The sequence below is a fragment of the Piscinibacter sp. PDB5-1 genome (assembly GCF_056676035.1).
Genome location: NZ_JBWVZL010000005.1, coordinates 394,475 through 407,386 on the forward strand (window position 1 = coordinate 394,475; position 12,912 = coordinate 407,386).

Below are 12,912 nucleotides of genomic sequence, written 5' to 3' on the forward strand. Positions count from 1 at the left end.
CGCGCGGCAGGCCCCGAGCGTCACGCGGCTTGCGGCACAATCCGCCGCTTCGATCCCCTTGGAGTGTGTCTTGGACAGCAGTCACCCTCGGTGACCGTCCGCTCCGACCCGCGTCGCCTTCGTTGACGCCTGTGCCTGGAGTGAGACGGTTTTCCCCGCAACCCCCGTTGATCCCCAGGCCCCTTTCGGCAGCGCGCGACGCCTGCCGAGCTCGTCGGAGCGTTTTGCATGCTGAACGTGTTCACGCTGGCCAGTGGCCGGCTGTTTCAGGAAGAGATCGAAAGCGTCGAAGCCCTCACCGACCTGAACCCGGTCTGGGTGGACCTGGAGTCGCCCACGCCCGAAGAAAAGGGCTGGATCGCGCAGCGCTACGGCCTCACGATCCCCGACGACATCGTCGATGACGACCTCGAAGAGTCGGCCCGCTTCTACGAAGAAGACAACGGCGAGTTGCACATCCGCTCGGACTTCTTGATCGACGACGGCGAGACGCCGCGCAACGTGCGCGTCGCGTTCATCCTCTACAACAACGTGCTGTTCTCGATCCACGGCGAAGACCTGCCGGTGTTCCGCCTGCTGCGCCTGCGGGCGCGGCGCATCCCGGCGCTGATCGACGACGCGAAAGACGTGCTGCTCAAGCTCTACGACGCCGACGCCGAGTACAGCGCCGATGCGCTCGAGGGCATCTACGACAGCCTCGAAAAAGTCAGCGCCCGCGTGCTGAAGGAAGAAGTCAACGACCAGGCCGCCGGCCAGGCGCTGGCGGCCATCGCGCGCGAGGAAGACTTGAACGGCCGCATCCGCCGCAATGTGATGGACACGCGCCGTGCGGTCAGCTTCATGATGCGCAGCCGCATGCTCAACGCCGAGCAGTTCGAAGAGGCGCGGCAAATCTTGCGCGACATCGACTCGCTCGACTCGCACACGGCCTTCCTGTTCGACAAGATCAACTTCCTGATGGACGCCACGGTCGGCTTCATCAACATCAACCAGAACAAGATCATCAAGATCTTCTCGGTGGCCAGCGTGGCCATGCTGCCGCCGACGCTGATCGCGAGCATCTACGGCATGAACTTCCGCGCGATGCCCGAGCTCGACTGGTCGTTCGGCTACCCGGTGGCGCTGGCGCTGATGGCGCTGAGCATTGCCACGCCGTTCTGGTACTTCCACCGCAAGGGGTGGCTCAAGTAGCCACCGCCCGGCGCCCCCGTCCCGCATGACCGACACCGTCCAGCGCGCGCTGCTGCGCGTGGCCGGGGCCTCGACGCTGGTGGTGCTGGCGTTTTCGATGCTCAACCCCGTGCTGGCCGTGCGCCTGCAGGCGCAGGGCGCGTCGAACTCGGCCATCGGCTTCTTCGCGATGCTGTCCTTCCTGAGCATCGCGGTGATGGTGCCGCTGATGCCGGCGATCTTTGCGCGGCTGGGGGTCGCGCGGGCCTTCCGTTTCGGGCTGGCGCTCGAAGCCGTCGCCACGCTGGGTTATGCCAGCACCGAGCACTACGGATGGTGGTGCCTGTTCTCGGCGCTCGCCGGGGTGGGCGCGGCGGCGGCGTGGAACGGCACCGAAGCCCTGCTTGCGCACAACGCACCGCCCGACCGGCGCGGCCGCGTGATGGGCCTGTACCAGACCGTGCTGGGCGGCGCACTCGCGCTCGGCCCTTTCCTGCCTGGGCTGCTGCCGCTGTCGCCGCGCGCGCTGACGCTGGTGGCCGTGGGTTGCCTGCTGCTCGCGCTGGTGCTGGCCTGTGCGCCTTCGGTCAGCCGCATGCGCGCCTCGCGCGAGGGCGCCCCGGCGCTGGGCCTGATCGCCGCCGTGCGGCGCGTGCCGGGCCTGGTGTGGCTGGCCTTCGCGGGCGGGGTGTTCGAGGCCGGGCTGGGTTCGGTGACCACGGCCCATGCGGCCGGTGCCGGCCTGTCGCTCGCGGCTGCGGCCTCGATCGCGGGCGTGCTGGGCGTGGGCAGCTTCGCGGTGCAGTACCCGAGCGGGTGGATTGCCGACCACGTGTCGCCGCGGCCGGTGTTTTTCACGGTGGGGGTGGTGCTGGTCATGGCCTCGCTGTTGTTCGCGGGGGCGCAGCGGTTCGTGCCGCTGACCTGGGTCAGCGCGTTTCTGTGGGGGGCGGTGGGTGGCGCGCTTTACACGCTGACGATGACGCGAGTGGCGCACGAGTTTGCGCAGTCGTCGGCCGTGGCCGGGGCGGCCGCCGTGATCACCGCTTACACCGCCGGCGGGGCGCTGGGGCCGGCGGTCAGCGGGGTGATGTTCGACACGCTGGGGGTGGTCGGCCAGGCGGCGTGGCTGGCCTTGCTGGCCATCAGCGTGGTGGCGGTGGCCTGGCGCGGCATGCGCGCTGCGGGTTGAAATTCGCAGAGGCGCGTCATCACTTGCTTTCGGGCGAAGTAGATCGACAAAACCGGCGTTTGTCTTGTGCCGAGACGTTGCGGGGAAACGTGGCTGGACAGGGTTTGCCCTAGGGCGAATCATCGCGCGCCCTGAGGTTCTTTCGGCCTTGGGGCATGGCGGGCTGCCTTCACCGGTGGGTCGCCGAGTCCACCCCCACAAGCAACACACGCGCTGCTCACAGCGCGGAGGAGACACCACATGCTTTTCATATCTAGCGGATGGGCGCGCGTGAAAACACGCGCCGTCGCCGCTGGCCTCGGCTTGGCGCTCGGCGCCATGCCCGTGCTGGCGCAGACGACCACCACCCTGCTCCAGCAGCCGTTCACGGCGGGCCTGGGCACCTTCACTTCAGCGGGCGGCGTGACCACCGGCGCCACCGGCGTCGTGATGCGCGGCAGCCTGGTTTCGACCGATGGCTCCGTCACGTCGGCGGCCATCAGCACGGTCGGCTACTCGGGCCTGAGCCTGAGCTTCACCCGCGTCACGGCCGGTGGCCTGAGCACCACCGAAGCCGGCATCGCCGAGGTCTCGGTCAACGGCGGCGCCTTCACGGCGCTCGAAAGCACCCGCGTGACGGCCAGCGCGCCCGTCACCATCGCCCTGCCCACCAGCGCGGCCAACCAGGCCAGCGTGCGGTTGCGCTTCCGCATCAACGCCAACAGCACCGGCGACACCTACACGGTAACCAACGTGACGCTGACCGGCACCACGGGCACGACCAACCCGCCGCCGACCAACGCCGCCGTGCCGGCCATCGGCGAGTTCGCCACCTTCGAGAGCGGCCAGGTGCGCCCGCTCGCGCTGTCGGCCGACGGCAACCGCCTCTACGCGGTCAACACGCCGGACAACCGCGTCGAGGTCTACAACGTGTCGGGCAGCACGCCGACGCTGGTCGAGTCGATCCCGGTCGGCCTGGAGCCGGTCGCCCTCGCGCTGGCCCCCAACGGCAACCTGTGGGTGGTCAACCACCTGTCCGACAGCATCAGCATCGTCGATGTCTCGCGCTCGCCGGCCCGCGTGGTCAACACGCTCTTCACGGGTGACGAGCCGCGCGACATCGTGTTCGCCGGCACCGGCAACAAGTGGGCGTTCGTCACCGCCGCGCATCGCGGCCAGAACGCCGGCTTCGACCCGCAGCTCACGACGCCCGGCATCGGCCGCGCCGACGTGTGGGTGTTCGACGCCGCCAACCCGGGCACCAACCTCGGGGGCACGCCCGTCACGCGCCTGAACATGTTCGGCGACACGCTGCGCGGCCTGGGCCGCAACGCCGACGGCACACGCGTCTACGCCGCCGTCTTCAACTCGGGCAACAAGACCACCGTGCTGAAGGCCGACATCCCCGATGGCGGCATTCCGAACAAGCCGCCGCCCACCACCTCGGCCGCCGGTGTGACCGCACCGCAAACGCCGCTGATCGTGCAGAAGAACGCTGCCGGCAACTGGGTCGATGCGGGTGACCCCATCACCGGCACGCAGCCGCGCACCTGGAACAGCCGCGTCAAGCTCGACCTGCCCGACCTCGACGTCTTCACCATCGACACCACCGGCACCACGCCGCGTGTGGTCGCCCAGGTCTCGGGCGTCGGCACCACGCTCTTCAACGTGGTCGTGAACCCGACCTCGGGCCGCGTCTACGTCAGCAACCAGGAAGCGCGCAACGTCGTGCGTTTCGAAGGTTCGGGCACCCGGGGCTCGACCGTGAAAGGTCGCTTCGTTGAAAGCCGCATCACGGTGATCAACGGCACGACCGTCACCCCGCGCCACCTGAACAAGCACATCACCAGCTACAACCAGGCCACGGGCACCGCCGCCGAGCGCGCCCTGGCCCTGGCCCAGCCGCTGGAGATGGCCGTCTCGCCCGACGGTGCGAACCTGTTCGTCACCGCCATGGGCTCGAACCGCCTCGCGCGCCTGAGCACCACGCAGCTCGAAGCCAACACCTTCACGCTGGCCGCCGCCAACCAGGTCAACCTGACCGGCGGGGGCCCGACGGGTGTCGTGCTCAACCCCTCGCGCAACCTGGCCTATGTGCTGACGCGCCTGGACAACGGCATCTCGGTGGTCAACACCTCGGGCACGCTGAGCGAAGTGGCGCATGTGCGCATGTTCAACCCCGAGCCGGCCGAAGTGGTCAACGGCCGCCCCTTCCTGTACGACGCGCTGCGCACGTCCAGCCGGGGCGATTCGTCGTGCGCGGGCTGCCACATCTTCGGTGACATGGACCACCTCGCGTGGGACCTCGGCAACCCCGATGGCGCCGCGGTGCAAAACACCAACGCCTACAGCCCGGAAGCGCCGAACTTCGGTCGCACCGCCAGCTTCCACCCGCTGAAGGGGCCGATGACGACGCAAACCCTGCGCGGCATGCGTGGCCAGGGCCCGCTGCACTGGCGCGGTGACAAGCGCGGCAACAACCGCACTTCGGGCCAGACGCTCGAAGACGCGGCCTTCAAGGAGTTCAACGGCGCCTTCGTCGAACTGCTTGGCCGGGGTTCGGAGCTGACGGCGTCTGAAATGGACTCGTTCGCCAGGTTCGCGCTGAAGCTCGTGTTCCCGCCCAACCCGGTGGGCAACCTCGACGGCAGCCTCACGGCCGACCAGTCGGCGGGCATGACCGTCTACAACTCGCGTGTGGACGGCCTGAGCACCTGCAACGACTGCCACACGCTGAACCCGGCCGCCGGTCGCTTCGGCACCGATGGCACGATGGCGGTCGAAGGCAACAACGTGGCCGAGAACTTCAAGATCGCCGGCCTGCGCAACATGTATCAGAAGGTCGGCATGTTCGCGACCAACAGCGTGGCCACGGGCAACCCGGCCATGGGCAACCAGATTCGCGGCTTCGGCTTCGAAAACAGTGGCCAGTTCGGCAACCTCGACACCTTCTTCGCGTCGGCGGCCTTCCAGCTGTCGGTGGCGCAGCAGCAGCAGCTCGACCGGCTGATGATGTCGGTGCCGACCGAGATGGCCAACATCGTCGGCCAGCAGGTCACGGTGACGCCGACCAACGCGTCGAACACCGCTGTGCGAGCCCGCCTCGACCTGCTGGTGGCGCGCGCGCTGGTGACTTCGCCGCGCCGTGAGTGCGAGCTGGTGGCCAAGGGCGTGATCGGCAACGTGTCGCGTGGCTGGGTGATGAACTCGTCGCGCAGCTTTGTGCCGAATCGGCGTGCGGAAGCTGCCGTGACGCTGCAAGGGCTGCTCGATTCGGCTGCGGCCGATGGTGCGGCCATCACCTTCACCTGTGCGCCGGTCGGCAACGGCACGCGCTTCGGTGTGGACCGTGACGCGAACGGCACGTTCGACCGCGACTGATCGTTGACGGCTTGAGTCGGTCCGGCTTGGTGGAGCCGGCCGGCTTGGGTTGTGGAACCCCGGGGTGCTGAAAGGCGCCTCGGGGTTTTTCGTTTTATGGGACACCGACCCCGTTCGACCTGCGGCCGACCGTCCGCTGCCCATCCCGTTCGGGCTGGGGGGTCTGAGTCCTTGTGCGTTGGGGGGGGCTGTGGGTTCGTTCTTCCCCGCACGGAAGTCGGCGCCGGGATGTGCGCCCGGCAGCGCACCCACTTTCTTTCAGAAAGAAAGTGGGCAAAGAAACGGCCCCGGGGCCGGCGGTCCCGCTGCGCGGGACTGCTCTGCGATGCTCGGCCTTGAGGGCGAGTCGCCGACAACTCCCTCCGTTCCCTTCGGTCACTGCGAGTCGAACAGTCGGCGAAGTCAGAGGTGGAAGCGCGCTGCGCGCCGCCCTCAAGCCCTGCGCTTCTCGACGCCTCTACGGGGCCGGGGTCAGGCGCTTCGCGCTGGGTTGAATGCGGAGGGGGCTTTGCCCCTTGCCCCCAAGTTGGGGTGACGCTGGAACGTCGCTGCGCTCCGTTCTTTGCGGCTTCACGCCTCGTTCATACGCATGCGGCCAAGGCCTGTGCACTCAGCCACGCGCGCTCCACGCCTTCGGCGCCTTCTCTCGCCGACCATGCATCGCCGCAGGCGCCAAGGCGCAGTTCGGCATGCCAGGCGCAGGGTTCGGCCAAGGGCTGCGGCACCCGCGCTTCTCGCCACAGCTGCGCGCTGGCGTGCACCGGGCGCGCGAGTGACACGCCGAGCGCGCGGGCGAAGGCACCGAGCAGGTGTTGTGTGATTTGCGCGGGCGGCACGTCGAGGTTGTGGGCGCTCCAGGCCGGGGTGGCCTGCAAGACCCAGCGGCAGGCGATGCCGCCGACGCGGGGGCGGCCGGGGCGGCGGTCCATGCGCAAGGCCTGGCCCAGCGGGCCGAGCGGGTCGGGGCCGGGCACGCGGTCGTGCGGTGTCGGCAAGGCCGCGGGCCACGCGGCGCTCACGGTCCACATCGGTTCGCTCATCACCGAGCGCAGGCGCTCGGCCAGGGCCGGGTCGGCGGGCAGCAGCGGCAAGGCCTGGCGCGGGGGCAGGGCCAGCAGCACGGCGTCGAAACCACCGAGTGCGCGGCCGTCGGCCAGGCGCAGTTGCCAACGGTCGGACGCGCGGGTGAGCGCTGCCACGGCCGCGCCGCAGCTCACGTCCACGCCCTGGGCCAGCCGCGCCGGCAACTCGGCCATGGCGGGGCGCGCGATGAAGTGCGTGTCGCTGGCGGGCTGCACCCAGGCTTCGTCTTGCCAGCGCTGCACCTGCGGGCGAAAGCGGCCGCTGGCGGCGGTGAAGACCGGCGCGCCGTGGTCGAAGCTGCCGGCTGCGTTGCGCAGCGTGGCGCAACGGCCGCCGGCCTCCGGCGCGGCTTCGAACACGCGCACCGTGCGGCCGGCGGCGTGCAGTTCGGCCGCGAGGGTGAGGCCGGCAACACCGCCGCCGACGATGGCGATCTGGGCGATGACGCTCATCGGCGCGTGCTCATGCGTTGGCCCGGCGCTTGAGCCAGCGCATCAGCGCGCCGACCCCCGGCAGCTTCTCGTACAGCTCTTCGGCCGCGTCCCAGTAGTCGCGGTGCAGGGCGATGCGGCCCTGCGCGTCGAAGCGCAGGTGGCTCGCGCCGCGCACGGTTTGCGGGGCGTTGCTGAAGCGCTTGAAGCGAAAGAGAAAGTCCCAGGTCAGCAGGCACTGGTCGCCTTGCACGACGATGTCGCGCACCACGAAGCGCGGCTCGTGCAGCGAGGCGAACATGTGCGCGAAGACCTGCTGCACGGCGGGCACGCCGCGCACCTCGTTGAACGGGTCTTTGAACAGCGCCTCGGCGGCGTAGAAGTCGCCGAGCTGCGCCAGCGATGCGGGGGTGAGCTGCTCGAACCACGCCACGAGCCGCGCCACGCGCGCGTCGTCACAGCGGGGCACGCTCATAGCCCGGTCGCGCGGCGGATGGCCTTGAAGTAGAACGCGTCGCCGACGTGGCTCAACGCCTTCAGCCACAGCGTGAAGCGCTTCGGAAAATGCATCTCGAAGCGGCCGGCTGCCCAGCCTTTCAAGATCTCGTCGGCGGCTTCTTCGGGGGTGATCAGTGCGGGCATCTGGAACTCGTTCTGCGCGGTGAGCGGAGTTTCCACGAAACCGGGGTTGATGACCGACACGCCCAGGCCCAGCGGGTGCAGGTCGAGGTACAGCGTCTGCGCCAGATTGATCAGCGCGGCCTTGGTCGGCCCGTAGCCCAGCGCGTTGGGCAGGCCGCGGTAGCCCGCCACGCTGGCCACCAGGCTCAGGTGGCCGTGGCCCTGGCGGGTCAGCACAGGCAGCACCACGTCGAGGCAGTTCAGCGCGCCCACGTAGTTGACGTGCTGGTGGCGCAAGGCGGTGGCGAGCTTGAACTCGGTCGCGCGCATCGACTGGTAGTAGCCGGCGCAATAGACGACCACGTCGATGCGGCCGTGCCGCGCGAGCACCTCGGTCGCGGCGGCGGCCAGCGTGTCGCGCTCGGTCGCGTCGGCCACGAGGCCGAGGCTGCCGGGGTGCTGCACCTCGAACTCGCGCAGCGCGGGTTCGCTGCGTGCCGACACCACCACCCGCGCGCCACGCAGGTGCAGCGCGTGCGCGGTGGCGCGGCCGATGCCGGTCGAGGCTCCGATGAGCCAGACGACCTGGCCGGTCCAGACTTGCAGTCGCGGGTTGAGTGACATCTCAGACCTTGTGGAACGACAGCGTGACTTCGCCGAGGCGCACGCCGAACTTGCTCATCACCGCGCGGTTGAGCATCACGCGTTCGTCCATCAGGAACATCCAGTCGTCGAACTGCACGTCGTAGGTCTTGCCATCGACCGGCAGGCGCAGCGTGTATTTCCATTGAAAGGCGTTGCCGGCGGCCTGGCCGCGCGCTTCACCGACCACGTCGCCCGCGGTGCCGGTGTACTGGCCGTTGGGCAGCTTCTTCAGGCGCCACACGCGACGCTCTTTTGTGCCGTCGCTGTAGCTGAAGGCTTCGTCGAGCACGCCCTCGTCGCCGGTCCAGGTGCATTTCATCTCGACCGTGAAGCGACGCACCACGCGCCCCGAGCGGTCGGTGAAGAGGCCATGCGCCATCACCGTGCCGTTGAAGTAGCTGCGCAGGTCGAGCACCGGGGTCTCTTTGGCGTAGTCGGCCGGGGTCGGGGCCGAGGCGCAGGCGGCCAGGGCCAGCGTGCTGGCGGCCAGCAGGGTCTTCAAGGGGTTCATCGCGGGCTTTCGAGGTCAGACAAACGCAAGCGCCACAACAAGGCGGCGGCGGTGAGCTTCAATACGCAGGGCACCAGGCAGTAGGCGACGGTGAGCGCCTGCAGGGCCGGCTCGCTGCGGCTGCCGGGTGCGTAACCCAGCGCCTGCAAGAGCGGCAGCGCCACGCCGGCGGCGAGCGCAAGATTGAGCTTGGTGGCGAAGTTCCACCAGCCGAAGTACGCGCCCTCGGCGCGCTCGCCGTGGCCCGCACGCTGAATCACGCCGGCCAGCAGCGCGGGCGGCACGCTCAGGTCGGCGCCGAGGGCGATGCCGCTCAGCACGCACACGGCCGTGTAGCCGGCCACATCGCCCGCGCCCAGCGCCGCCGCCCACACGAACACCGCGACGCTCAGGCCCATGCCGACCGCCCAGGTGGGCACCAGGCCGAAACGCGCCACCGCGCGCAGCCACAGCGGCATCGACAGCGCGCCCGCTGCAAAGTAGCTGGCGAGAAAGAGCGGTTCGAACTGCGGTGCCTGCAGGCGATCGCGAATGAAAAACAGCACCAGCGTCGCCGGCACCGCGCTGGCCGTGCCGTTGACGAGGTACACGAGCAAGAGCCGTCGAAACGCCGGTTGCGCGAAGGGCAGGCCCATCGGCACCGGCGGCAATCGCACCGCGAGGCGCGCATGTGGCGCGGCGCGCAGCATCAGCACCGCGACGGCGAGGACGGCCGCGAACGCCGCCACCGTCACCGGCAGCCCGGCCAGCGCCGGCAACACGCTGGCCACCAGCACGCCGACGAGCGCCAGCCCCTCGCGCCACGCGACGATGCGGGTGCGGACGAGCGCATCGCCGCCGAGCCGCGCACCCCAGGCCTGGTGCACGACGCTGACCACGCTGTAGGCGAGGTAGGTCACGGCCAGCCAGCCGGCACACCAGGCGACGAGGCCATCGCGCGTCCAACCCGCCGGTGCGCTGAAGAGGCCGGTGAACCCCAGCGCGAGCACGGCGGCCGCGAGCGCCAGCGCGCCCCACGCACGGGCGGCCGAGTGCGCGAGCCAGCCATCGGCGAAGCGGCCGATCCACGGGTCGGCGATGGCGTCGAGCAGGCGCGCGAGCAGCAGCACCGTGCCCAGCAGCGCGAGCGGCACGCCGAGGCTCGCGTAGAGCTGCGGCAGCACCACGTACAGCGGCAAGGCGACGAAAGCCAGCGGCAGGCCCAGCGCGCCATAGCTCAGCCCGCTGCGCCAGCGCGAGGCGGGTCGCAGCGAAGGGGCGGTGGCGGTCATCGTGTGCATGAGATGCGGTGGCTCAGGCGCCCAGCAGCGCGCGGCGCAGGCCGGGCTCCGAGGTCTGGGGCGACAGCCAGATGCCGAAGAAGAGCCGCGCGAACTCGGGCTCGCGCAAGGCGGCCAGCGACTCGCCGCGCGGCTGGCCGTTGAAGAAGAAGCGCGCCGTGCCATCGCGGTGCAGGCCGGTGATGCGGTCTCCGGCTTTCACGTCGGGAAAGGCCTGCGCCATCGCGGCCAGCCAGCGTTCGGCTTGTGCTTCCGTCGGCGCGCCGACCTTGCGCATCTCTTCGAGCGAGCGTTCGGCGATCAGCCGGCCGACCAGCGTGCGCTGGTACTGCAGCTCGAGCGCGAACGGATGCTGCGCGAACTGCCCGGCGCTGAACGCGGCCGTGGTCCACAGGCGCGCGTCGTAGATCGACAGGCCCAGAAAGCGCAGCCGGCCGCTGCCTTGCAGGCGGGCCTCGGCCAGGGCCGCAGCCACCTCGGGCGGCACCGCCGCTTGCGCATGCACGGTGGCCGCAGCGCCGCCGGCCGCAGCCAGCAGCACCGATCGACGCGTGACGCCGGGGGCCATGGGGTCAGGCCTTTTGCAGCGTGAACTGCATGACACCGGTGTTGCCGGTGGCGAACGCGGCCTCGCAGTACGCGAGGTAGAACTCCCAGATGCGCATGAAGCGGGTGTCGAAGCCGAGCTGGCGCACCTGCGCGTCTTGCGACAAGAAGCGCTCGCGCCAACGGCGCAGCGTCTCGGCGTAGTCGGTGCCGAACGAGAGTTCGTTCACCACCTTCAGCCCGGCCTTCGCCGCCGCCTCGCGGAAGGCGCTGGGGCTCGGCAGCAGGCCGCCCGGGAAGATGTACTGCTGGATGAAATCGGTCGATTTGACGTAGCGCTCGAACAGGTCGTCGCGGATCGTGATGCTCTGGATGCACGCGCGGCCGCCTGGCTTCAGCTGCCGGTTCAGCGTCTCGAAGAAGCTCGGCCAGTATTCGCGGCCCACGGCTTCGAACATCTCGATGGACGCGATGGCGTCGAAGGGGCCGTCGGCAATGTCGCGGTAATCCTGGAAGCGCAGGTCTGCCTGCAGGCCCTGGCGCTGCAAGCGCTCTTGGCCCCATTGCAGCTGTTCGCTCGACAGCGTGACGCCCGTGACGTGGGCGCCGAAGTCGCGCGCCGCGCACTCGGCCAGCGCGCCCCAGCCGCAGCCGATTTCGAGCACGCGGTCGCCGGCCTTCACGCCGCATTCGCTGAGCGCGCGGCGCACCTTGGCCCATTGCGCGTGTTCCATTTCCTGGCCGGTGTCGCCCTCGAACCAGGCGCTCGAATAGTTCATCGTCGGGTCGAGCCACAGGCGGTAGAAGTCGTTGCCCAGGTCGTAGTGCGCGTGGATGTTCTTCTTGCTGCCGCTGCGCGAGTTGCGGTTGAACAGGTGCTTGGCGCGGTACAGCAGCGAGCCCCACCAGGTGCCGTAGACCACCGACTCGATCTCGTCGCGGTTGGCGATGAAGAGCTTCAGCAGCGTCGGCAGGTCACGCGTGCTCCAGTCGCCGGCGATGAAGGTCTCGGCAAAGCCGATGTCGCCGGACTTCATCGCGGCCGCGCAGACGTTCCAGTTGCGCAGGCGGATCGAGGCGCGCAGGCCGTCTTCGGTGCCCACGTGCAGGTGCGAGCCGTCGGGCAGCTGGATGTCCAGGCTGCCGTGGCGGATGCGGGTCATCAGCCTCAGCACCGCGCGCGCGGCGGCTGGCGCGGAGGGCGGCAGCGTGAAGGCAGTGGACGGGGCAGAGAACGGGGCGGTGGTGTTCGGTGTCATGGCGCGTCGAGATGAAGTCAGCGGGTGGTCGGCGGCTGGGGCTTGCGGAAGAACGGCACCCGCTTGCGCCACAACTTCAGCGCCTGCCAGTGGATGCGTGCGACGACGAAGACCGTCATCAGCGGCATGCCGAAGAAGGCGCTGCGCAAGCTTGCGCGGGTGATCGGCTGCAGGCGGCCCGAGACGCTGGTCTGGATCAGCGGGCCGTCGCGGTCGTCGTGGTCCACCCGCGCGACCGTGCGTGCTTGTTCTCTACGCGGCGAGGTGCCGGCCGGATGCACGTCGGTGCGCATGAAGCGAAAGCGGTAGCCGCCCTCGATGGCGCAGAAGGGCGACACGTGGAAGACCTTCGCCGCCGTCAGCTCGCGGCCGAAGGCCAGCTCGGGGCCGCGCAGCAGGTAGCAGTGGCGTTCGCCGAAGGTGTTGTTGACCTCGACCACGATGGCCGCGAGCGAGTTGTCGGCCCGGTGGCAGTACCAGAAGCTCACCGGCTTGAAGGTGTGGCCCAGCACGCGCGGGTAGCAGTGCAGCCAGACCTCGCCGTCGGCGTCGGTGATGCCTTCTTGTGTCAACAGGCCTTCGACCCAGGCCAGCGCGTCGTCACAACCCTCGCCGTGGTCGCGGTCGAAGAAGCTCACGAGGCCGAAGCGGTTGCGCGGCAGGGCGTCACTGGGCGAGGCGCGCAGCGAGCGCATCGGCAGCATCAGGAAGTAGGTGCCGTAGCGAAAGCCGTGGCGCGCCGGGCGCAAGCGCGTGTGCCGCACCTCGCCGATGCCGATCAAGGGAGTGGGCCCCTCGCCCGACGGGGACGTCG

The 12,912-nt window shown here is 69.6% G+C and carries 11 protein-coding genes; 3 read left to right on the top strand and 8 right to left on the bottom strand.

Translation table 11 applies throughout. The features are described 5' to 3' along the window. Nucleotides 1–228: 228 nt before the first annotated feature. The 3 genes from corA (at nt 229) to AC1KAT_RS20735 (ending at nt 5,722) form a co-directional block, all read left to right on the top strand. Entirely contained in the window at nt 229–1,191 is a 963-nt protein-coding gene (gene corA / locus AC1KAT_RS20725; protein WP_480328958.1) for a magnesium/cobalt transporter CorA, read from the top strand. A gap of 25 nt (nt 1,192–1,216) precedes the next feature. Then, entirely contained in the window at nt 1,217–2,362 is a 1,146-nt protein-coding gene (locus AC1KAT_RS20730) for an MFS transporter (protein ID WP_480328960.1), read from the top strand. 270 nt (nt 2,363–2,632) lie between these two features. Then, complete coding sequence (locus AC1KAT_RS20735) at nt 2,633–5,722, top strand: hypothetical protein (protein WP_480328962.1); 3,090 nt, start codon at nt 2,633–2,635, stop codon at nt 5,720–5,722. A gap of 581 nt (nt 5,723–6,303) precedes the next feature. Here the strand turns inward: AC1KAT_RS20735 and AC1KAT_RS20740 are convergent. Genes AC1KAT_RS20740 through AC1KAT_RS20775 form a run of 8 tightly spaced genes read right to left on the bottom strand, consistent with a single transcriptional unit; the run spans nt 6,304 to nt 12,880 of the window. Then, nucleotides 6,304–7,257, bottom strand: a complete 954-nt coding sequence (locus AC1KAT_RS20740; protein WP_480328964.1) for an NAD(P)/FAD-dependent oxidoreductase — start codon at nt 7,255–7,257, stop codon at nt 6,304–6,306. Between the two features lie 10 nt (nt 7,258–7,267). Further along, nucleotides 7,268–7,711: a nuclear transport factor 2 family protein gene (locus AC1KAT_RS20745; protein ID WP_480328966.1), complete on the bottom strand. Its 444-nt coding sequence runs from the start codon at nt 7,709–7,711 to the stop codon at nt 7,268–7,270. Then, nucleotides 7,708–8,481, bottom strand: a complete 774-nt coding sequence (locus tag AC1KAT_RS20750; RefSeq protein WP_480328968.1) for an SDR family NAD(P)-dependent oxidoreductase — start codon at nt 8,479–8,481, stop codon at nt 7,708–7,710. The genes AC1KAT_RS20745 and AC1KAT_RS20750 overlap by 4 nt, the downstream gene beginning before the upstream one ends. A 1-nt stretch (nt 8,482) precedes the next feature. Further along, entirely contained in the window at nt 8,483–9,013 is a 531-nt protein-coding gene (locus AC1KAT_RS20755; protein WP_480328970.1) for a DUF3833 domain-containing protein, read from the bottom strand. Then, nucleotides 9,010–10,284 carry an MFS transporter gene (locus AC1KAT_RS20760; RefSeq protein ID WP_480329220.1) on the bottom strand — a complete coding sequence of 425 codons (1,275 nt, stop codon included), beginning with the start codon at nt 10,282–10,284 and terminating at the stop codon, nt 9,010–9,012. The genes AC1KAT_RS20755 and AC1KAT_RS20760 overlap by 4 nt, the downstream gene beginning before the upstream one ends. A gap of 22 nt (nt 10,285–10,306) precedes the next feature. Next, nucleotides 10,307–10,861 (bottom strand): chalcone isomerase family protein, encoded by a 555-nt coding sequence (locus AC1KAT_RS20765; protein WP_480328972.1) that lies wholly within the window; start codon nt 10,859–10,861, stop codon nt 10,307–10,309. A 4-nt stretch (nt 10,862–10,865) separates the two neighbouring features. Next, nucleotides 10,866–12,098, bottom strand: coding sequence for a class I SAM-dependent methyltransferase (locus AC1KAT_RS20770; RefSeq protein ID WP_480328974.1), 1,233 nt, complete (start codon nt 12,096–12,098; stop codon nt 10,866–10,868). Nucleotides 12,099–12,115: 17 nt separating this feature from the next. Continuing rightward, nucleotides 12,116–12,880, bottom strand: coding sequence for a DUF1365 domain-containing protein (locus AC1KAT_RS20775; protein ID WP_480328976.1), 765 nt, complete (start codon nt 12,878–12,880; stop codon nt 12,116–12,118). Between the last annotated feature and the right edge of the window lie 32 nt (nt 12,881–12,912).

Excerpts from the sequence above, each read along its gene's own strand:
- corA (WP_480328958.1), top strand. The coding sequence starts at position 229 with ATGCTGAACGTGTTCACGCTGGCCAGTGGCCGGCTGTTTCAGGAAGAG.
- AC1KAT_RS20730 (WP_480328960.1), top strand. The coding sequence starts at position 1,217 with ATGACCGACACCGTCCAGCGCGCGCTGCTGCGCGTGGCCGGGGCCTCG.
- AC1KAT_RS20740 (WP_480328964.1), bottom strand. The coding sequence starts at position 7,257 with ATGAGCGTCATCGCCCAGATCGCCATCGTCGGCGGCGGTGTTGCCGGC.
- AC1KAT_RS20745 (WP_480328966.1), bottom strand. The coding sequence starts at position 7,711 with ATGAGCGTGCCCCGCTGTGACGACGCGCGCGTGGCGCGGCTCGTGGCG.
- AC1KAT_RS20750 (WP_480328968.1), bottom strand. The coding sequence starts at position 8,481 with ATGTCACTCAACCCGCGACTGCAAGTCTGGACCGGCCAGGTCGTCTGG.
- AC1KAT_RS20755 (WP_480328970.1), bottom strand. The coding sequence starts at position 9,013 with ATGAACCCCTTGAAGACCCTGCTGGCCGCCAGCACGCTGGCCCTGGCC.
- AC1KAT_RS20760 (WP_480329220.1), bottom strand. The coding sequence starts at position 10,284 with ATGACCGCCACCGCCCCTTCGCTGCGACCCGCCTCGCGCTGGCGCAGC.
- AC1KAT_RS20765 (WP_480328972.1), bottom strand. The coding sequence starts at position 10,861 with ATGGCCCCCGGCGTCACGCGTCGATCGGTGCTGCTGGCTGCGGCCGGC.
- AC1KAT_RS20770 (WP_480328974.1), bottom strand. The coding sequence starts at position 12,098 with ATGACACCGAACACCACCGCCCCGTTCTCTGCCCCGTCCACTGCCTTC.